This window comes from Massilia arenae (assembly GCF_008014745.1).
In the GTDB taxonomy this organism is placed as follows: Bacteria; Pseudomonadota; Gammaproteobacteria; order Burkholderiales; family Burkholderiaceae_D; genus Telluria; species Telluria arenae.
Window position 1 is genome coordinate 144,761 of the sequence record NZ_VPFD01000016.1, and the last position, 18,605, is coordinate 163,365.

An 18,605-nucleotide genomic window follows, 5' to 3' on the forward strand; every position below is an offset into this window, starting at 1 on the left:
CCCGCCTCGCAAAGCTGCGAGGCTTTTTTTTGTCCGGGGCGTCTTAAAAGGTCATTAATCCGGCGGCGTTATACTTCCCGCTCCCGGATTCTCCACCGCTCCCCATGAACATCCTGCTCGTCGAGGACGATGCCATGCTCGCTGCCGCCATCCGCGAGCGCGCGCGGCAAGAAGGCCTTGTCCTCGACCATGCGGCCGACGCCGAAAGCGCGCGCCTGGCTTTGCTCGACAACGTCTATTCGGTGATCCTGCTCGACCTCGGCCTGCCGGGAGAGTCGGGCCTGTCCCTGCTGCGTGGCCTGCGCGCGGCGTACAACGCGACGCCGGTCATCATCCTGACCGCGCGCGCCCAGATGTCCGAGCGCATCGCCGGCCTGGATGCCGGCGCCGACGACTATCTCGTCAAACCTTTCGAATTCAGCGAGCTGTGGGCGCGCATGCGCGCCGTGACCCGGCGCAGCGAAGGCAAGACGGTGCCGACGCTCACCTGCCGCAACGTGGTGCTGGACGTGGCGCGCCAGGCCGTCACCTGCGACGGCCAGCCGGTGCCCCTGAGCGCCTACGAGTACCGCACCCTGCTCGTCTTCATGGAGCGCCCCGGCCACATCATCGCGCGCAGTCACCTGCAAACGCTGATCTATGGCGCGGACGGCGACGTCGAGAGCAATACGATCGCCGTCTTCATCCATCAGTTGCGGCGCAAGCTCGGCGAAGACATCATCGAGACCGTGCACGGCCAGGGCTACCGCCTGGGCAAGGACGTGGCGTGAACTCGATCCGCGCCCGCGTGCGCTGCGTGTTCAGCCTGGCGCTGGCCTTTTGCTGGATCTGCGGCGGCGGCGTGGTCGCCATCTATACGGCCAGCAACGAGCACAGCCTGTGGGACGGCAAGCTGCAATCCTTCGGCACCCGCCTGCTGCTGTCGCTGCCGGCCGAGGAAATCAACGAGGGCCCGTTCGGCCCCAACCTCGAATTGCCGCCCGAGATGCAGCGCGACCCGGAGAACTTCGCGATCCAGGTCTGGAGCCATGACCGCAGGCTGATGATCCGCTCGCCGGCCGCGCCCGCGAAGCCGTTCCAGCCGAGCTTTCGCAATGGCTTTGCCAGCGTGGAGGCAAGCGGGAAGACCTGGCGCGTGTACACGATCTCGGACCGCGACGGCCTGGTGTCGGTGCAGGTCGCCAACCTGCAAAACGTGATCGACCGCGAGATGTATGGCGAGACGCTGACGGCGCTGGCGGCGATGACGGCGGTGCTGGTGCTGGTGGCGCTGCTGCTGCTGCATGCGCTGGATCGTTCGCTGCGTCCCCTGTCCGTGATCGAGCGCGCGCTGTTGCGGCGCAAGGACTTCGACCTGACGCCGCTGCCGGTGGCGGCGCTGCCGGTCGAGCTGCGGCCCCTGGTCACCTCGTTCAACCACCTGCTGGTGCAGCTCGACAAGGCGGTGGCGAACGAGCGCCGCTTCCTGGGCGACGCCGCCCACGAGCTGCGCACGCCGCTGTCGGTGCTGCAGGCCCACGTCGACGTCGCCCTGCATGCGCGCAGCGACGCCGAACGCGCGGAAGCGCTGCAGATGCTGCAGCAGGGTGTGCGGCGCAGCGCGCGCATGGCCGAGCAGTTGCTCGACGTGGCGCGGCTCGATGCGATGTCGTGTTCGATCAGCACCGAAGCGCTCGACCTGGCTGTGGTGGTCGAGCATGTGGTGCATGAATATACCTATCACGCGCAGCGCCTCGGCTGCACGCTCGTCTCAGTGAAGACGCCGGCCTGGGTCGAGGGCAATCTCGACGAGCTCGGGACCCTGCTGCGCAACCTGCTGGACAATGCGGTGCGCTTCGCGCGCGACGGCGGACGGGTGGAGGTGGCCTGCGGCGTGGGACCCGATGGACCGTGGCTGAGCGTGGCCGACGACGGCCCCGGCGTGCCGGAGGCCGAGCACGGCGCCATCTTCCAGCGCTTCTACCGCCTGCCCGGCAACCAGGGCCGCGGCAGCGGCATCGGCCTGTCGCTGGTGGCCGCCATCGTTCGCCTGCACGATGCGCGCATCGAGACCGGCAGCGGGCTGGCCGGCCGCGGCTTCGCGGTGCGGGTCGCCTTCAGAACGCGTACAGATAGCCCAGCTTGATGCTGCTCTCGGTGGAGCGTTCCACCAGCGGACTGTCCTTGATCTCGCTGCCCAGCGACTTGGCGCTGACGTCGACGAAGAAGTTGTGGCGGCGCTGGAAGGCGTAGCCGAAGCGCACGCCGGCCTCGATCGCCTGCGACGAGTCGCCGCTGTAGGCGCTGCGGCCCGCGCGTACCTCGTTGGCGCGCACGCCATAGTAGTAGTCGACGTAGTCCTTGTCGTACCACTCGGCCCCGATGCGCGGGGTGATGGTGACGGCGCCAGTGCGGAATTCGCGGTTCAGTTCCAGCTTGATGCGCTTGCCCTCGGCGTCTCCGGTGGCGGCGGTGAATTCGCCCGCCACGCTCGTGGCGCCGCTGCGCCAGATCGCGGCGCCGCCCAGCCACAGGCCGCCCTTGCGTTCTTCCATGCCGGCCAGATAGGGCGAGTCCTTGGCTTCGTAGCCGTCGTTGGCGTAGCGCGCGCGCAGACGGAACTGCAGCGGGCCATACGATGGCAGCTTGTAGTCGATACGCGCGCCGAACACACTCAGGTGCTTGCTCTCGTACAGCACCAGCGGCAGCGGGTCGACCTCGTCGTCGAAGTCGCGCAGCGGGCTTTTATCGAAGCCGGCGCCGAAGCCGAGGCCCCACTGGGAGGTCTTGGGCAACGCTTCGGCGGCGAGCTGCTCGGGCGCCACGACCTGGGCGGATGCCGGCACGAGGCAGGCAGGAACGACACAGGCCAGTGCCGGGGCCAGGATGCGAAAGGGGTGAAGTGCTTGGTTCATCGATGTCCTCTAACGGTGGGGCGAATCGCCTGTCGCCTATCCTGGCGGCGGGCGTACCATGGCGCGCCACGGCAGGGCGAACAATGCCAAGCTGTGATTAATAGGTTTTTAATGCGGTTTTTAACGCGGTTTTTAATGCGGTTTTTAATGCGGGAAAGAAGCTGGAGATAATGGCTGAATGCAGTGAAACGAGACGCGGTCTCATTTCATTTTTGCGGTAGCGAGAAGCGTTATCAACGTGGAGTGAGAACGGTTTTTATTACGCCGCATTTTGTGGCTTTTTCTTCGATTTAATGCGCTTTTTTCGCTAATTTTCTCCCTTTTGAGGGCATATTTCGTCGGCTTGTTTGCTATCATTGAGCCCATTCAAAATCATCAGGGGCTCCAAATGAAAGGCGATCAAAACGTTCTCCGTCTGCTGAACGCACAGCTGACCAACGAACTCACCGCGATCAACCAGTATTTCCTGCATGCACGCATGTACCGCCATTGGGGCCTGGAAAAACTGGGTAAAAAGGAATACGAAGAATCGATCGGCGAAATGAAGCACGCCGACAAGCTGATCGACCGCATCCTGATGCTCGACGGCCTGCCGAACCTGCAGGCGCTGCACAAGCTGATGATTGGCGAATCGACCCAGGAAATGCTGGAATGCGACCTGAAACTCGAACGCGGCGCGCAAGTGACCGTCAAGGAAGGCATCGCCGCCTGCGAAGCGGCCGCCGACTACGTGTCGCGCGACCTGTTCCTGATGATCCTGGAAGACACCGAAGAGCACATCGAGTGGCTGGAAACCCAGCTCGACCTGATCGTCAAGGTCGGCATCCAGAATTACCTGCAGAGCCAGATCGCTTCGTGATTTGATGTGGCCGGCGACGTCGTTTGGCGTTGTCGGCTGATCGTTTTACTTAGGTTCCCGCCTTCGCGGGAACGACCCATCAACGCGGCTGGAAGTTGTCAGCGCCAGCGCGTCATCCACTTGTCGTAGAACCCCATATCCCTCGGCACCGCGCCGGGAATCGCGCAGATCGCGCCGGCGAATTCGTTCGCGCGCGCCAGGCTTGTTTCCAGCGGCCAGCCGCGCATCCGTCCCAGCAGGAAGATCGCCGCAAAGGCGTCGCCCGCCCCCACCGTATCGATCACGAACGGCGGGGCCGGATGATCGCGCTGGGTCAGCACCCGGCCCTCGCTGTCGAAGTACACCGAGCCGCGGTGGCCCAGGGTGACGATCAGGGCGTCGAGCGAGAACATCTTGAGCAGTGCCTGGCACGAGGCGTGCACCTCGTCGGCCGCCAGCGGCGGATCGTCGGGCTTGATCTGGAAGTGCCAGCCGAACAGCGCCTGCAATTCTTCTTCGTTGACCTTGACGATGTTCGCCGCCTGCAGCGAACGGGTGACGCCGCGCTCGTCGTACTGGCCGTCGCGCAGGTTCAGGTCGAGGAAGCGCACTGCCGTGCCGGCGGCGCTGTCCAGCACCGCCTTGAGCGCGCCGCGCGACGCCTCGTGGCGCTGGGCCAGCATGCCGAAATAGACGATGCCCGGCGTGACACCGTCCACGCTCGCCACCGCCGCGGCGCGGTCGATGAAGTCATAGGCCTGGTTCGGCAAGATCGTGAAACGGTGGCCGCGCGCGCCGCGCTCGACCAGCACGCGGCCGGTCTCTTCCAGCGGGTCGCGCTGCAACCCGGCCTCGCTCATGGCGAAGCGCTCGAACTCGGCGTGCACCAGCTGGCCGCTCTTGTCGTCGCCGATGCGGGTGATGGCCAGGACCGGCGCCATGAAGGCGGCCAGGTGGCGCGCCACGTTGAACGGCGCCCCGCCGACGACCTGCTCGGGCTGAAAATCGTCGACCAGCGCTTCGCCGAACACCACGGCGGTGGACATGCCCGGCGCGCCGTTCATGCGAGGAAGGGGACGGTGTCCTTGAACGACTGGCGTTCGGACAGCTTGTCGAACAGGCGCGCCAGGTTCGGGTAGTCGCCGCGCCAGTCGATGTCGGGGAAGCGGAAGGCGATCCAGCCCAGGGCGCAGCCGACGGCGACGTCGGCCAGCGAATAGTGGTTGCCGGCGCAGAAGCTTGACTCGCCGAGGCGCTCGGACATCACGCGCAGGCCGGCGTGCACCTTGCCCCACTGGCGGGCTATCCACTCGGGGCTTTGCTGGGCCTCGGGACGCAGGGTGGTTTCCAGGCGCACCAGCACGGCGGCGTCGAGCACGCCGTCGGCCAGGGCTTCCCAGACCTTGACCTCGGCCCGGTCGCGGCCGTTCGGCGGCAGCAGCTTGCAGACCGGGGTGAGCGTGTCGAGGTATTCGGCGATCACGCGCGAGTCGTACAGGGTGCTGCCGTCTTCCATCACCAGGCATGGAACCTTGCCCAGCGGATTCGTCTGCTGGATGGTCGTATCGGCGGCCCAGACATTCTCCTGGATAAAGGAATAGTCGAGCTTTTTATCCGCCAGCACGACACGGACCTTGCGGACGTAGGGGCTGGTGACAGAACCGATGAGTTTCATGGGAGGTCGCAGTTGGGAATCGAAACCCAGTATAGCATCGGCCCCTGCCGTAAAACCTGCGCTGTCGCCGCCCCAACACACTCCCGAACTGCGGCATGCGCAAGGGTTCGCCGCCCGTCCGGTGGTAAAATCCGCGTTTTTGACCGCCACTGCTGCCATGACCTCTACCGCCCTGTCCCCTACCTTGTCGGCCCTGTCCCCGCTCGACGGCCGTTACGCTTCGAAAACCGACAAGCTGCGCCCGATCCTGTCGGAAACGGGTTTCATGCACCACCGCGTGAAGGTCGAGATCGCGTGGCTGCAGGCGCTGTCGCAGGCCGGCTTTGCCGAGATCAAGCCATTCTCCGCGCAAGCGATCGCTCACCTCGACAAGATGGCCGCCGAATTCGGCGAAAAGGATGCCGCCCGCATCAAGGAAATCGAGGCGGTCACCAACCATGACGTCAAGGCGGTCGAATACTGGCTCAAGGAGCAGGTCAAGGACGTGCCCGAACTAGTCGCGGCCAGCGAATTCATCCACTTCGCCTGCACCTCGGAAGACATCAACAACACCTCGCACGGCATGATGCTCAAGGCGGCGCGCGACGGCGTGATGCTGCCGGCGCTGCAAGCCATCATCGCCAAGCTGACCGAGATCGCCCACACCAACGCGGCGCTGCCGATGCTGTCGCGTACCCACGGCCAGACCGCCAGCCCGACGACGCTCGGCAAGGAAATGGCCAACGTGGTCGCGCGCCTGCAGCGCGCCGCCCGCCGCATCGCCGACGTCGAGATCCTGGGCAAGATGAATGGCGCGGTCGGCAACTACAACGCCCACCTGTCGGCCTATCCGGAATTCGACTGGCCGACCTTCTCGAAGAACGTGATCGAGCAGCGCCTGGGCCTGACCTTCAATCCCTATACGATCCAGATCGAGCCGCACGACTACATGGCCGAGATGTTCGACGCCATCGCGCGCACCAACACCATCCTGCTCGACCTGAACCGCGACATCTGGACCTATGTCTCGCTGGGCTACTTCAAGCAGAAGCTCAAGGCCGGCGAAATCGGTTCGTCGACCATGCCGCACAAGGTCAACCCGATCGACTTCGAGAACTCGGAAGGCAACCTGGGCCTGGCCAATTCGGTGCTGCGCCACATGGCCGACAAGCTGCCGGTCTCGCGCATGCAGCGCGACCTGACCGATTCGACGGTGCTGCGCAATATCGGCGTCGGCTTCGGCTACGCCCTGCTGGCCTATGACAGCTGCCTGCGCGGCCTGAACAAGCTGGAAGTAAACGCCGCCCGCCTCGAGCAGGACCTGGACGCGAACTGGGAAGTGCTGGCCGAGCCGGTGCAGACCGTGATGCGCCGCTACGGCATCGCCAACCCGTACGAGCAGCTCAAGGAACTCACCCGCGGCAAGGGCATCACCCGCGAAGCGCTGCGCGAGTTCATCGAGACGCTGGCCGTGCCGCAGGAAGCCAAGGACCTGATGCTGGCGATGACGCCGGCGAACTACACGGGCCTGGCAGCCAAGCTGGCAGCCGATATCTAAGCGATATCAAGCGATGCCGCCGTCCGGCGGCATCGCTTCTTCAATAATCCCACCGCAACCTGACGCCCACCCGGCGCTCGAACTGGGCCCAATACGTGCTGGAGCCAAACTCCGCATGCCCGCCGTTCAGGTTCTCGCCAAATACCGACAGGGCCAGTCCCGGCCGCACACGCCAGCCGAAGCGCGCATCGAGCGCCGTGTACGACGCCACCCGTGACGCCGGCATCTCGCCCACCCGGCGCACGGTGACGTCGATCTCGCGCGCGTCGTCGATGTTGTAGCTCGATCGTAGTTGCGCGGTATGCGAGGGGTCGCGCCGCGCCGCCCGCAGGCCCGCCACGTCGTTGCCGCCGGGTTTGAGCTGCAGGCGCTGGTGCAGCGCGGTCCAGCCGGCAGACAGGCGCCAGCGCGGCATCGGTTGCCAGCTGCCCCAGGCTTCGATGCCGCTGGCGCGGCCTTCCATCAGGTTGTCGAACTGCAGGTAGCTGCCGCTGGGATCGAGTTCTTGCGTGCGCAGGTGGTCGTAGTCGGTATGGAACAGGGTGACCGAATACGACAGCGCCGCCGTCGGTTGGCCGCGGTAGCCCAGCTCGATCACGCGCGCCACTTCGCTGCGCACCTCGGGCCCGCCACGCAGGATGAACGGCGGCTGCCCCGGCACCCAGGCGTCGGCGTCCAGCCGCGCCGGCGCGCGCACGGTGCGCGCCGCCGAGGCCCAGAAGGCGTGCTGCGGCGACATGCGCCACGACAGGCGTGCGCTCGGCAACCATTCGACACCGGTGTAATGGTTGTACTCGGCGCGTCCACCCAGCGTCAGGCGCCAGGCGTCATCCAGTGCGATCTCGTCTTGCACGAACAGGCTGCCCCAGCGCTGGTTGGTATCGGCCGGCAGGAAGGCCACGTATTGGGTGTTGCCGACGCGGTCGCGCGTCTGGCGGTAGTTGGCGCCCCACATCAGCCCATGGCGGCCGGCGACCGGCAGCGTGTGCTGGAACTGCAGGTCGGCCGTGGTCAGGCGCTCGCTGAACAAGGGCGGCGATTCGCGCACCGTGTGATCCAGGTAGGCCTGGACGGCGACCTCGCCGCCGTCCGCGAGCTGACGCTGCCAGCGCGCGGTCAGGTTGGCGCCGTCGGAGCGCACGCGATCGAGATCGGTGGGGCCGCCCGGCACCGCGATTTCTCCCGGCTGCGGCTGGTCGAGCCGCCCCTGGTAGACGTTGCCGACCACCGAGTAACGGTCGCCGCCCTGCTCCCAGTCGGCGCGCACGCCGGCATGGCTGCGCCGGTAGGCGTCGTCGATGCGTCCGCCGCCGACCCGGTCGCTGTCGCTGCGGCGCATGAACTTGCCATAGGCGCGCCAGGCCACGCCGCCCGCGCTCGTGCCGCCCTGGCGGAAGGCGGCGCCGCCGCTGCCGTCATTCGCGCCCTGCAGCGCCAGCATGCCGCCCTGGGTGTCGCGCGCCGAGCGGGTCGTGATGTTGATGACGCCGTTGACCGCGTTCAGGCCCCACATGACGCCGCCCGGCCCGCTCACCACTTCGATGCGCTCGACGTCTTCGAGCAGCACCTCCTGGGCGTCCCAGAACACGCCGGCAAACAGCGGCGTGTACACCGAACGGCCATCGATCAATACCAGCAGCTTGTTCGACAGCACGCTGCCGCCGCTGTTCTGGCCGCGCGCGCTGATCGAATAGGCATAGCCGTTGACGCGCGCCACGTGCAGGTTGGGCGCCAGGCGCAGCGCCTCGGGCAGCGAATCGGCGCCGGAGCGGCGGATGTCGTCGGCCGTGATCACGAACACGGCCGCCGGCGCATCCTGCAGGCGCTCGGGGCGCTTCGACACCGAGGTCACCTGGATATTGGCCAGCTCCTCGATCGACAGGTCGGCCAGGTCGGCCTGCCCGGCGGGGGCGGCAATGGCGGGCAGCGCCAGCCAGGCGGCAACGCCCGTGGCCAACACAAGGTTCCGGCAGCAATAAGTGATAAACACGTTCATGAGCCGATTTTACATTCAGCCGGGCCAAATGGTGCATGTTTTACAAGTCCGTGCTAGTGTCTGCAACAGAAATCACACTCTGCAGCACGGTGACCGCTTTTTTGCTATAGTTGGTTAGTTCTAACTCGTACTAGTTACTTGAATACAAACATGCGCCGCTATACGCTGCCCGCTATCGTGCTGCACTGGCTGATCGCCATCGCCATCATCGGCACGTTCACGCTCGGCCTGGTCATGACCGATATCCAGGGCATCACCATGGCCAAGCTCCGCTACACGAACTGGCACAAATGGGCCGGCGTCACCGTGCTCGGCCTGGCCGCGCTGCGCCTCTTGTGGCGCCTGTTCAATGACCCGCCGCAGTATGCCGACGCGATGCCGGCCTGGCAGCGCGGCGCCGCGCATGGCCTGCACGTGCTGCTGTACGTGCTGATGTTCGCGGTGCCGCTGTCGGGGTATTTCTTCAGCCTGGCGGCCGGCTTCCCGGTCGTGTATTTCGGCGAGATCCCGCTGCCGGTGCTGATCGGCCCCGATCCCGAGCTGCGCGTCCTGCTGCGCGGCGTGCACTACTGGCTCAATATGCTGCTGGCCGCCCTGGTGGCCCTGCACGTGCTGGCCGCTTTCAAGCACCTGCTGGTCGACCGCGACGGCGTGATGCAGCGCATGCTCCCCATCCCTACTCCGAAGGAAAAACGATGAAACCATTCAAGGCCTTGCTGGTTGCGACCCTGGTCGGCGCCAGCGCCATCGCCATCGCCGTCCCGCTCAAGACCGATTCGGCCAAGAGCAGCGTCTCGGCCGTGTTCAAGCAGATGAACGTGCCGGTGGAAGCGCCGTTCCGCAGCTTCAGCGCCGCCATCGACTATGACGCGGCCAAGCCGGCCGCCTCGAAGGCGAACGTCGAGATCAATACCGCCAGCTTCGACATCGGCGACCCGATGTACAACAAGGAAGTCGCCAAGAAGGAATGGTTCAATTCGGCGCAATTCCCGAAAGCCAGCTTCGTGTCCACCAGCATCGCACCAAGCGGCGCCGGCAAGCTGAACGTGTCGGGCAAGCTGACCCTGAAGGGCAAGACCGCTGACGTCACCTTCCCGCTCGCGGTCAAGGCCGAAGGCGGCAAACAGGTATTCGAGGGGCAGCTGCCGATCAAGCGGCTGGCCTTCAACATCGGCGAAGGCGAGTGGAAGGACACGAGCATGGTCGCCGATGAAGTCGTCATCAAGTTCCGCGTCACCGCAGCACCATAATTCACCACCACCACACTCACAAGGGACATCACTACATGAAGATCAAGCACCTGATCGCGGCCGCCGCCGCCCTCGCCGCCAGCACCGCCTTCGCCGCGCCGGTCACCTATGACATCGAGCCGAACCACACCTACCCAAGCTTCGAGGCCGACCACATGGGCCTGTCGGTATGGCGCGGTAAGTTCAACAAGTCGAGCGGCAGCGTGACCCTGGACCGCGAAGCCAAGACCGGCTCGCTGGACATCACCGTCGACATCAACAGCATCGACTTCGGCCACGAAAAGATGAACGAGCACGCCAAGAAGCCGGACATCTTCGACGCCGCCAAGTACCCGACCGCGACCTTCAAGTCGAAGTCGATCAAGTACACCGGCGATGTGCCGACCTCGGTCGACGGCGAGCTGACCCTGCACGGCGTGACCAAGCCGCTGACGCTGCAGATCGACAAGTTCAAGTGCATCATGCACCCGATGCTCAAGAAAGAAGCCTGCGGCGCCGACGTGGTGGGCACCTTCAAGCGCGACGACTTCGGCATCAGCTTCGGCCTGCCGAACTTCTCGCCGGAAGTGAAGCTGGCGATCCAGGTCGAAGCCGTCAAGCGCTGATCGATCGAACCATGTGAAAAGCCCCGCCGGTTCGCACCGGCGGGGCTTTTTTACGACCGTTTCAACGCGGTGCGATCAACGCCCGTCGCGATCGAAATCACCCGGGATCGCGCGCTCGACGCGGTGCCAGCCGGCGCGGGTGGCCGACTTGGCCTGGTCCCACTTCAGGCGCGAATTGCCCTTCGAGCGGTCCCATTCGCCTGCCAGGTGGCTTTCGTTGGCGTCATAGCCGCCATCGTATTTGCCATAGCTGTTGTAGCCCAGCGCATAGGCCGGCGCGTAGTCGTCATAGGTGTAGCCCGGCGTGTAGTACGGCTGGGTCTGGTACTGGGTGCGCCAGTACTCGTTTTCCTCGTGCGGATTGACCATGTGGCCGACGCCCTTGCCGGCCGCGCCGCCCGCCAGGCCGCCGATCGCCGCGCCCGCCGCCACGCCCAGTGGGCCGGCCGCAGCGCCGATGATCGCACCCGCGGTCGCGCCGCCGCCGGCGCCCACGCCCTGCGCCAGGTTATGGTCATGCAGTTCGTCGCCGACCTTCGGATTGACGACCTCGCCCGCGCCACGGCCTGCCGCACCCCCGGCCAGGCCGCCGACCACGGCGCCCGCCGCCATCCCGATCGGACCGCCGACGGCGCCGATCGCCGCACCGGCGGCTGCGCCGGTGCCGGCGCCCACGCCCTTGGCCAGGTGGTGTTCGGCCAGGTCGTCGCCGGCCTTCGGATTGACCACTTCACCCACGCCCTTGCCGGCGATGCCGCCCGCCACGCCGCCGACCACGGCGCCGGTCACGGTGCCGATCGGACCGGCAACGGTGCCGACCGTGGCGCCCAGCGCCGCGCCGCCTGCGATGCCCAGGCCGGCGCCGATCACGTGCGAGCCGCCCTGCTTGGTCCAGGATTCCTGGATGTGGGCCGCGTCTTCGTCGGAGCGGGTATGCACGCCCATCACGATGCCGCCGTTCTTGATGCCTTCTTCATAGTGCTTGGCGCGTTCTTCGGGGATGCCGGCGCCGATCAGCGCGCCGATCAGGCCACCCGTGATGCCGCCCGCGCCGGCGCCGGCCAGGGCCGCCGCCAACGGGCCGGCGACGACCACGCCCAGGCCCGGCAGCACCAGCGTGGTGCCGACCGCCGCGATACCGGCCAGCACGGCGCCGATGGTGCCGCCGATGCCGGCGCCGATGCCCGCGCCTTCGGCCGCCTTGCTGCCCAGTTCCGTATCCTTATCGGCGAAGTGGGTCGTGCGGGTGGTGTCGGACATCATCAGGTTGACGTCGTCGCGGGTATAGCCGCGATCGGACACGGTGCCATAGGCGCGCTCGGCGCTGGCGCGGTCGGGGAACAGGCCGGTGACCATGCGCTGGTTCTGGTCCTGACGATTGGTGTCGTAGCTGCTCATGTCAAATCCTTTCTGGTAGTTGGGGTGGCCAGGCGCTGTCGAAGCGGCACTGCCAGGGAGGTCCACCTTATGCCCATGAGCTGCATGGCTCTGTTCGATGACGCACGGTTGACACAGACCCGCCGAAATGCGGCCAACGCGGCCACGATCGATCGGACCGGTGCATGAACAGCGATGCAAAAACGCTATCTAACGTGAGTTGCCGCACCGACCTGACGGGGACGCATCTCTAGACTTTTTCCCATGGTCACGGCAATTGTTGGGCCTGGGGGTATGTCTTTTTACTTGAGGAGGAAGCAACCATGTTATTCATCATCTGGATCGTCGTCGGCGGCATCCTGGGCTGGCTTGCCAGCATGGTCATGAAAACCGACGCAGAGCAAGGCATCATTCTTAACGTCGTCGTAGGTATCATCGGCGCCTTCCTGGGCGGCTGGCTGCTGTCGCCGCTGTTCGGCACCGGCACCATCAACTCGGACGACTTCAGTGTCGCTTCGCTCCTGGTCTCGTTCCTGGGCGCGGTCATCCTGCTGGCCATCGTGAATCTGCTGCGCCGCGGTCGCGTTCGTTAATGAGTACGACACGCAATCTGTAAAAACCAACGCCACGTGCGTTGGTTTTTTTTCCTCTGTGGTTTTATTGATGAGCCCAAAAATGTTCTGGACAGTGTTGATCACGGTCGCCGCGACGCTGGTGCTTGGCGTGCTGGCGCTGAATTTCATGCCGAGCGAAAAGCAGATCGAACGGCAACTGACACGGCAGTACGACACCCACGACCCGCAATTCCGCCGCTCGATGGGTGTGCTGCTCGGCCCCCCTATTCTTGAAGGAAACAAGGTCGACGCCTTGATCAATGGCGACCAGATCTTCCCCGCCATGCTGGCCGCGATTCGCCAGGCGGAAAAGTCGATCAACCTGGAAACCTATATCTACTGGTCGGAATCGATCGGCAAGGAATTTTCAGAAGCGTTGTCCGAGCGCGCCCGCGCCGGCGTGAAGGTCCACGTCATGCTCGACTTCATGGGCAGCATGAAGATGGACAATGCGCTGGTGGACGAAATGAAGAAAGCCGGCGTGCGCGTGCAGCGCTATCACAAGCCGGTATGGTGGAAGCTGGCGCGCATGAACAACCGCACCCACCGCAAGCTCTTGGTCATCGACGGCAAGATCGGTTTCACTGGCGGGGTCGGCATCGCCGACCAGTGGCGCGGCAATGCCGAAGACGAGAATCACTGGCGCGACAGCCATTTCAGGATCGAAGGCCCGGTGGTCGGCCAGATCCAGGCAGTGTTCAACGACAACTGGACCAAGGCCACCGGCGCAGTGCTGGACGGTCCCGACTACTTCCCGGCGCTGGAACCAAAAGGCACGATGCCCGCCCAGATGTTCTCGAGCTCGCCGACCGGCGGCAGCGAGAGCATGCACCTGATGTACCTGATGTCGATCACCGCCGCGCGCGAGACGATCGACCTGTCGGCCGCCTATTTCGTGCCGGATGACCTGACCGTCCGCACCCTGATCGCGGCCGCGAAACGCGGCGTGCGGGTGCGCCTGATCACGCCTGGCCCGATCATCGATTCCGACCTGGTCAAGGCCGCCTCGCGCGACCGCTGGCCCGAGCTGCTCGATGCAGGTGTGCAGATCTCGGAATACAAGCCGACCATGTACCACGTCAAGACGCTGATCGTCGACAAACTCCTGGTATCGGTCGGTTCGACCAACTTCGACAACCGCTCGTTCAGCATCAACGACGAGGCCAACCTGAACGTGCTGGATGAAGACTTCGCGGCGCAGATGAGCGAGATCTACGAACAGGACTGGGCACGCGCCACGCCGGTGACCGAGCACAAGTTCGCGCAACGCCCGTGGTGGCAGCGCTTCAGTACCTGGGCGGTGTCGCTGGTCGACAAGCAGCTGTAGTAAACACGGCGAAACGAAGGAAAAACGGAATTTGCTTGCGCGCTCGAAATAGCGGTTGACGATCCAGCATGGGATTACCATACTCATGGACGCTCCGAGGTCCATGAGTATCCCTTCCCAACCAAGATTACGCGCATGAAAAAAACCCTTCTCTCGCTCGCCATCCTGAGCAGCTTCGCCGCCCACGCGGACGAAGGCATGTGGATGCCGCAACAGCTGCCACAAGTGGCCAAGCAACTGAAAGCCGCCGGCCTCAAGCTGGATCCGGCCAACCTCACCAAGCTGACCGAGTTCCCGATGGGCGCCATCGTCAGCCTGGGCGGTTGCTCGGCTTCCTTCGTGTCGCCGCAGGGCCTGGTGGTCACCAACCACCACTGCGTCTACAACAGCATCGCCGTCAACTCGACCCCGGAGCGCGACCTGCTCAAGAACGGCTTCCTGGCCAAGACCATGGCTGACGAACTGCCGGCTTCGCCAGGCAGCCGTATCTTCGTCACCGACGAGGTGACCAACGTCAGCAACCAGGTCATCACGCCAGAAGTGGCCAAGCTGACCGGCAAGGCCCGCATCGACGCCATCGAAAAGAACCAGAAGACCCTGGTGGCGGCCTGCGAACAGGATGCCGGCTACCGCTGCACCGTGGCCAGCTACTACGGCGGCCTGGAGTTCTACCGCCTGAAGCAGCTCGAGATCCGCGACGTGCGCCTGGTGCACGCGCCGGCCGACGGCATCGGCAAGTTCGGCGGCGACACCGACAACTGGATGTGGCCGCGCCACACCGGCGACTACGGCTTCTACCGCGCCTATGTGAGCAAGGACGGCAAATCGGCCGAGTTCTCGAAGGACAACGTGCCGTACAAGCCGAAGCACATCATCAAGCTGGCGCAAGACCACGCCAAGGAAGGCGACTTCGTGATGGTGCTGGGCTACCCTGGCCGCACCAACCGCCACCGCCTGCCGTCCGAAGTGGCCTTCACCTTCGACTGGAACTACCCGGCCTTCGTGCAAGCCTCGGGCGAAACGCTGGCCATCATCGACCGCGAGACCAAGAACGACCCGGCCGCGCGCCTCAAGTACGCCGGCCAGATCGCCGGCGTGAACAACTACTACAAGAACCGCAAGGGCATGCTGGTCTCGTACCAGAGCAGCGACTTCTTGCAACGCAAGACCGCCGAGCACAATGCGCTCAAGGCCTGGGTGAATGCCGATGCATCGCGCAAGGCGCAGTACGGCGCCGACATCGACGCGGCCGAGAAGCTGATCGCCGAACGCGACGCCGGCACCAAAAAAGGCTTCTTCCTGACCTATGCCCAGCCGAAGTTCCTGACCTCGGCACGCACCCTGGTGCGCCTGGCCAACGAACGCGCCAAGCCTGACACCGAGCGCAAGACCGGCTACCAGGACCGCGACCTGCCGCGCCTGACCTCGGTCATCGAAGGCCAGGACCGCACCTACGACGAGAAAGTCGACAAGGCGCTGGTGCTGAACTTCCTGAAGCAGTACAACGCGCAGCCGGCCGCCGAGCATGACGCATCGTTCGACGCCGCCCTGGGCATCAAGCCGGGCATGAGCGAAGCCGAACTGAAGTCGGCGCTGGACCGCATCTATGCCGGTTCCAAGCTGGCCAGCAAGGAAGAGCGCACCGCCTGGCTCAAGAAGTCGCCAGCCGACTTCAAGGCCTCGAACGACAGCTTCATCAAGGCCGCGGTCGCGATGTACGATGCCGACATCAAGGACGAGGAAAAAGGCGAAGAGTCGGCCGGCAAGATCCAGCAAGCCTATGGCAACTACATGAAGGCCAAGATCGCCTACATGAACAGCAAGGGCCAGGCCGTCTACCCGGACGCCAACAGCACCCTGCGCGTCACCTTCGGCAAGATCGCCGGCCGCGACGTGGGCGCCGACGGCACCACCGGCTGGACCGCCTTCACCACCGTGTCGGGCGTGACCGCCAAGCACACCGGCGAAGGCGAGTTCGATGCGCCGGACAATCAGCTGGCCGCAATCCAGGCGAAGAACTTCGGCAAGTACGCCGATCCGAAGCAGAAGACCCTGCCGGTCAACTTCCTGGCGACGCTGGACATCACCGGCGGCAACTCGGGTTCGGCCGCGCTGAACGCCAAGGGCGAGCTGATCGGCCTGGCCTTCGACGGCACCCTGGATTCGATTATTTCGGACTGGGACTTCAATAACAAGATGACCCGCTCGATCCAGGTCGACACCCGCTACATGCTGTGGAATATGAAGGAAGTCGACAAGGCGGATAATCTGCTGAAAGAGATGAACGCGCTGTAATCGTTCTTTCTTCTTCCAAAGGCCGCGTCACCGCAAGGGGCGCGGCTTTTTTCATGGGCTTTTGCACAGTTTATTCCGTCGTTTCGCCCGCCTGTCGCGTACGCCGTGACGCGTCGGGGGTCGCTCGCTACACTCGATTCAAATAATGTCGGGAGAGCGAAATGAAAAACACCCTGATCTGCTGCCTGGCCGCGCTGGGCATGCTGTGCGCGAACGCCTCGGCACAGGACAGTGTCGACGCAAAGCGGCTGGCCGGCGCCCGCGCCGCGGTCGAAGACCTGCAGCGCATCGTGGCGCCGCATGGCGTGCAGGATTCCTATAAAACCCGCATCGGCGGCATCGACCAATGGATCAATGTGCGCGGCCAGGACCGCGCCAATCCGATGATCCTGTTCGTGCACGGCGGTCCGGCCTCGCCGATCACACCGACCATGTGGCAGTTCCAGCGCCCGATCGAGGAATTCTTCACGGTCGCCAACTACGACCAGCGCGGCGCCGGCAAGAGCTATGGCGAGACCGATCCCGCCATCGTGGGCGAGACGATCCGCATCGAACGCTACGTCGACGACCTGATCGAGGTGGCCGAACACCTGCGCGGGCGCTACGGCCAGCAGAAGCTGGTGCTGATGGCGCACAGCTGGGGCACCGTGATCTCGATGGCGGCATCGTTGAAGCGTCCCGACCTGTTCCACGCCTACGTCGGCATCGGCCAGGTGATCAGCGTGCGCGAAAATGAACGCATCGGCTTCGAGTATGCGCTGGAACAGGCGCGCATCCACGACGACAAGGAGGCGCTGAAGGAGCTGCAGGCGATCGCGCCCTATCCCGGCAGCCAGCCGATCACGCGCGAGCGCATCGTGGCCGCGCGCAAGTGGCCGCAGCACTACGGCGGCCTGTCGGCCTACCGCAGCGAGTCCACTTACTTCTTCAAGGGGCCGCTGCTCTCGCCCGACTACACGATCGACCAGGTCAAGGCCATCGATGCCGGCAGCCTGCTCACGCTGGGCCGGCTGCTGCCGGAATTCGTCGAGGTCGACTATTCGAAGGTGAAGGAATTCCCGATCCCGGTCGTGATGTTCCTGGGCCGCCACGACTACACGACGCCGACTGCACCGACCGAGGCCTGGCTGGCGCAGGTGAAGGCGCCGTCGAAGCGGGTGGTGTGGTTCGAGCGTTCGGCCCACATGGCGCCGTGGGAAGAGCCGGGCAAGACCCTGGTCAGCCTGCTGGAGTATGTGCGGCCGCTGACGCAATGAGTTGACACTCCGGCATACTTATCGTTACGCTCCGGGGTGACAGCAAGTCCATCCGTGCTTGCTCACCCACAGGGCCCGCATGCTGCGCCAGTTCGAAAGCCTTCTCCTTGCACCAGACCGCGACCGGCTTGCCGCCAGCCTGCGTCGGGCGGTCCATGCGATCGGTTTCGAATCCTTCTACTATGGCGCACAGGCCCGCAGCGGCTTGGCGCTCGACGTCGCCGACCTGAGTTCGCCACGGATCCTGACCGACTATTCGCCGCAATGGGGACAGCGCTACGGAGAAGCGGGCTACGCCAGCATCGATCCAATGGTCCAGGAATGCAGCCGGTCGATGATTCCCATTATCTGGCACCGGCATCCTTCGGTGCCGGACAAGGGCAAGGACCGGCTGTTCGACGAAGCCCGCCAGCATGGCCTGGCGACCGGCATGACCTGCTCCATCATCGGCGGCCCCGGCGAGCTGGCGCTGCTCAGCCTGACCATGGAGAACGACCGCCAGGCCGATCGCCGCACCGTCGAACGGCAAGTCAGCCAGGGCCATATGCTGATGAGCTACCTGCACGAAGGCCTGCGCCGCCTGGACCGGCAGGCCGCACAGGCAGTCCCACCGATCCGCCTGACCGCGCGCGAAAAGGAAATCCTCACCTGGATCAGCGCCGGCAAGACCTCCTGGGAGATCGCCTGCATCCTGGCGGTGGCCGAGAGGACGGTCATCTTCCACGTCGATAACGCGATGCGCAAGCTCGATACCCGCACCCGTACCCAGGCCGTCGCCAAGGCCCTGGCGCTGGGCCTGATCGCGCCCTGAGCGCCACCCTGTAACTCCTTACAGCTCGTTTGCGCGCAGCACCGTTCCTACAATGCGTGAACGCCCTGCCAGGCCGGGGCGCTGCGGCAGGCAGGCGCCTGTCATCACCCTCAATGCACCCGGCGGACCC

17 protein-coding genes are annotated in these 18,605 nt (G+C 64.9%); 12 read left to right on the top strand and 5 right to left on the bottom strand.

The annotated features are described in order from the left end of the window. The first annotated feature begins 104 nt into the window (after nt 1–104). Both FVD38_RS15830 and FVD38_RS15835 read left to right on the top strand, forming a co-directional pair. Nucleotides 105–770, top strand: coding sequence for a response regulator (locus FVD38_RS15830; RefSeq protein WP_147935697.1), 666 nt, complete (start codon nt 105–107; stop codon nt 768–770). Next, nucleotides 767–2,125, top strand: a complete 1,359-nt coding sequence (locus tag FVD38_RS15835; protein ID WP_147935698.1) for an ATP-binding protein — start codon at nt 767–769, stop codon at nt 2,123–2,125. Before FVD38_RS15830 ends, FVD38_RS15835 begins: the two co-directional genes overlap by 4 nt. On the opposite strand, the gene FVD38_RS15840 is transcribed toward FVD38_RS15835, so the two are convergent. Beyond that, nucleotides 2,097–2,894: a MipA/OmpV family protein gene (locus tag FVD38_RS15840; protein ID WP_147935699.1), complete on the bottom strand. Its 798-nt coding sequence runs from the start codon at nt 2,892–2,894 to the stop codon at nt 2,097–2,099. The two genes, FVD38_RS15835 and FVD38_RS15840, sit on opposite strands and share 29 nt — an antisense overlap. A gap of 388 nt (nt 2,895–3,282) precedes the next feature. On the opposite strand from FVD38_RS15840, the gene bfr reads away from it, so the two are divergent. Beyond that, nucleotides 3,283–3,753 (top strand): bacterioferritin, encoded by a 471-nt coding sequence (gene bfr / locus FVD38_RS15845; RefSeq protein ID WP_109346016.1) that lies wholly within the window; start codon nt 3,283–3,285, stop codon nt 3,751–3,753. A 98-nt stretch (nt 3,754–3,851) separates the two neighbouring features. Here bfr and FVD38_RS15850 read toward each other — a convergent pair whose 3' ends face one another. Together FVD38_RS15850 and FVD38_RS15855 are read right to left on the bottom strand one after the other, a co-directional pair. Then, on the bottom strand, nt 3,852–4,778 hold the full coding sequence (locus FVD38_RS15850; protein WP_229493713.1) for a PfkB family carbohydrate kinase: 927 nt from the start codon (nt 4,776–4,778) through the stop codon (nt 3,852–3,854). A 14-nt stretch (nt 4,779–4,792) separates the two neighbouring features. After that, nucleotides 4,793–5,407 carry a glutathione S-transferase C-terminal domain-containing protein gene (locus FVD38_RS15855; RefSeq protein ID WP_147935701.1) on the bottom strand — a complete coding sequence of 205 codons (615 nt, stop codon included), beginning with the start codon at nt 5,405–5,407 and terminating at the stop codon, nt 4,793–4,795. Between the two features lie 157 nt (nt 5,408–5,564). On the opposite strand from FVD38_RS15855, the gene purB reads away from it, so the two are divergent. Continuing rightward, nucleotides 5,565–6,944, top strand: coding sequence for an adenylosuccinate lyase (gene purB, locus FVD38_RS15860; protein WP_147935702.1), 1,380 nt, complete (start codon nt 5,565–5,567; stop codon nt 6,942–6,944). Nucleotides 6,945–6,984: 40 nt separating this feature from the next. Here purB and FVD38_RS15865 read toward each other — a convergent pair whose 3' ends face one another. Further along, a complete protein-coding gene (locus tag FVD38_RS15865; protein WP_370660643.1) occupies nt 6,985–8,904 on the bottom strand; it encodes a TOL_0244 family TonB-dependent receptor in 1,920 nt (639 codons plus the stop codon). 186 nt (nt 8,905–9,090) lie between these two features. Here FVD38_RS15865 and FVD38_RS15870 point away from each other — a divergent pair, with 186 nt between their 5' ends. From FVD38_RS15870 to FVD38_RS15880, 3 genes are read left to right on the top strand one after another with little or no spacing between them, the layout of a single operon-like run. After that, complete coding sequence (locus FVD38_RS15870) at nt 9,091–9,639, top strand: cytochrome b (RefSeq protein WP_147935704.1); 549 nt, start codon at nt 9,091–9,093, stop codon at nt 9,637–9,639. After that, nucleotides 9,636–10,190 (top strand): YceI family protein, encoded by a 555-nt coding sequence (locus tag FVD38_RS15875; protein WP_147935705.1) that lies wholly within the window; start codon nt 9,636–9,638, stop codon nt 10,188–10,190. The genes FVD38_RS15870 and FVD38_RS15875 overlap by 4 nt, the downstream gene beginning before the upstream one ends. A 35-nt stretch (nt 10,191–10,225) precedes the next feature. Continuing rightward, nucleotides 10,226–10,795 carry a YceI family protein gene (locus tag FVD38_RS15880; protein ID WP_147935706.1) on the top strand — a complete coding sequence of 190 codons (570 nt, stop codon included), beginning with the start codon at nt 10,226–10,228 and terminating at the stop codon, nt 10,793–10,795. Nucleotides 10,796–10,870: 75 nt separating this feature from the next. Here FVD38_RS15880 and FVD38_RS15885 read toward each other — a convergent pair whose 3' ends face one another. Further along, on the bottom strand, nt 10,871–12,193 hold the full coding sequence (locus FVD38_RS15885; RefSeq protein ID WP_123067792.1) for a hypothetical protein: 1,323 nt from the start codon (nt 12,191–12,193) through the stop codon (nt 10,871–10,873). 302 nt (nt 12,194–12,495) lie between these two features. On the opposite strand from FVD38_RS15885, the gene FVD38_RS15890 reads away from it, so the two are divergent. The 5 genes from FVD38_RS15890 to FVD38_RS26675 all read left to right on the top strand — a co-directional run bounded on the left by FVD38_RS15890 (nt 12,496) and on the right by FVD38_RS26675 (nt 18,475). Beyond that, nucleotides 12,496–12,765, top strand: a complete 270-nt coding sequence (locus FVD38_RS15890) for a GlsB/YeaQ/YmgE family stress response membrane protein (protein WP_123067791.1) — start codon at nt 12,496–12,498, stop codon at nt 12,763–12,765. 82 nt (nt 12,766–12,847) lie between these two features. After that, on the top strand, nt 12,848–14,113 hold the full coding sequence (cls, locus tag FVD38_RS15895) for a cardiolipin synthase (RefSeq protein ID WP_187271611.1): 1,266 nt from the start codon (nt 12,848–12,850) through the stop codon (nt 14,111–14,113). Nucleotides 14,114–14,248: 135 nt separating this feature from the next. Beyond that, nucleotides 14,249–16,408 (top strand): S46 family peptidase, encoded by a 2,160-nt coding sequence (locus FVD38_RS15900; protein WP_147935707.1) that lies wholly within the window; start codon nt 14,249–14,251, stop codon nt 16,406–16,408. A 161-nt stretch (nt 16,409–16,569) separates the two neighbouring features. Beyond that, complete coding sequence (locus tag FVD38_RS15905) at nt 16,570–17,664, top strand: alpha/beta fold hydrolase (RefSeq protein WP_147935708.1); 1,095 nt, start codon at nt 16,570–16,572, stop codon at nt 17,662–17,664. Nucleotides 17,665–17,722: 58 nt separating this feature from the next. Beyond that, nucleotides 17,723–18,475 carry a LuxR family transcriptional regulator gene (locus tag FVD38_RS26675; RefSeq protein WP_147935709.1) on the top strand — a complete coding sequence of 251 codons (753 nt, stop codon included), beginning with the start codon at nt 17,723–17,725 and terminating at the stop codon, nt 18,473–18,475. Nucleotides 18,476–18,605 lie beyond the last annotated feature (130 nt).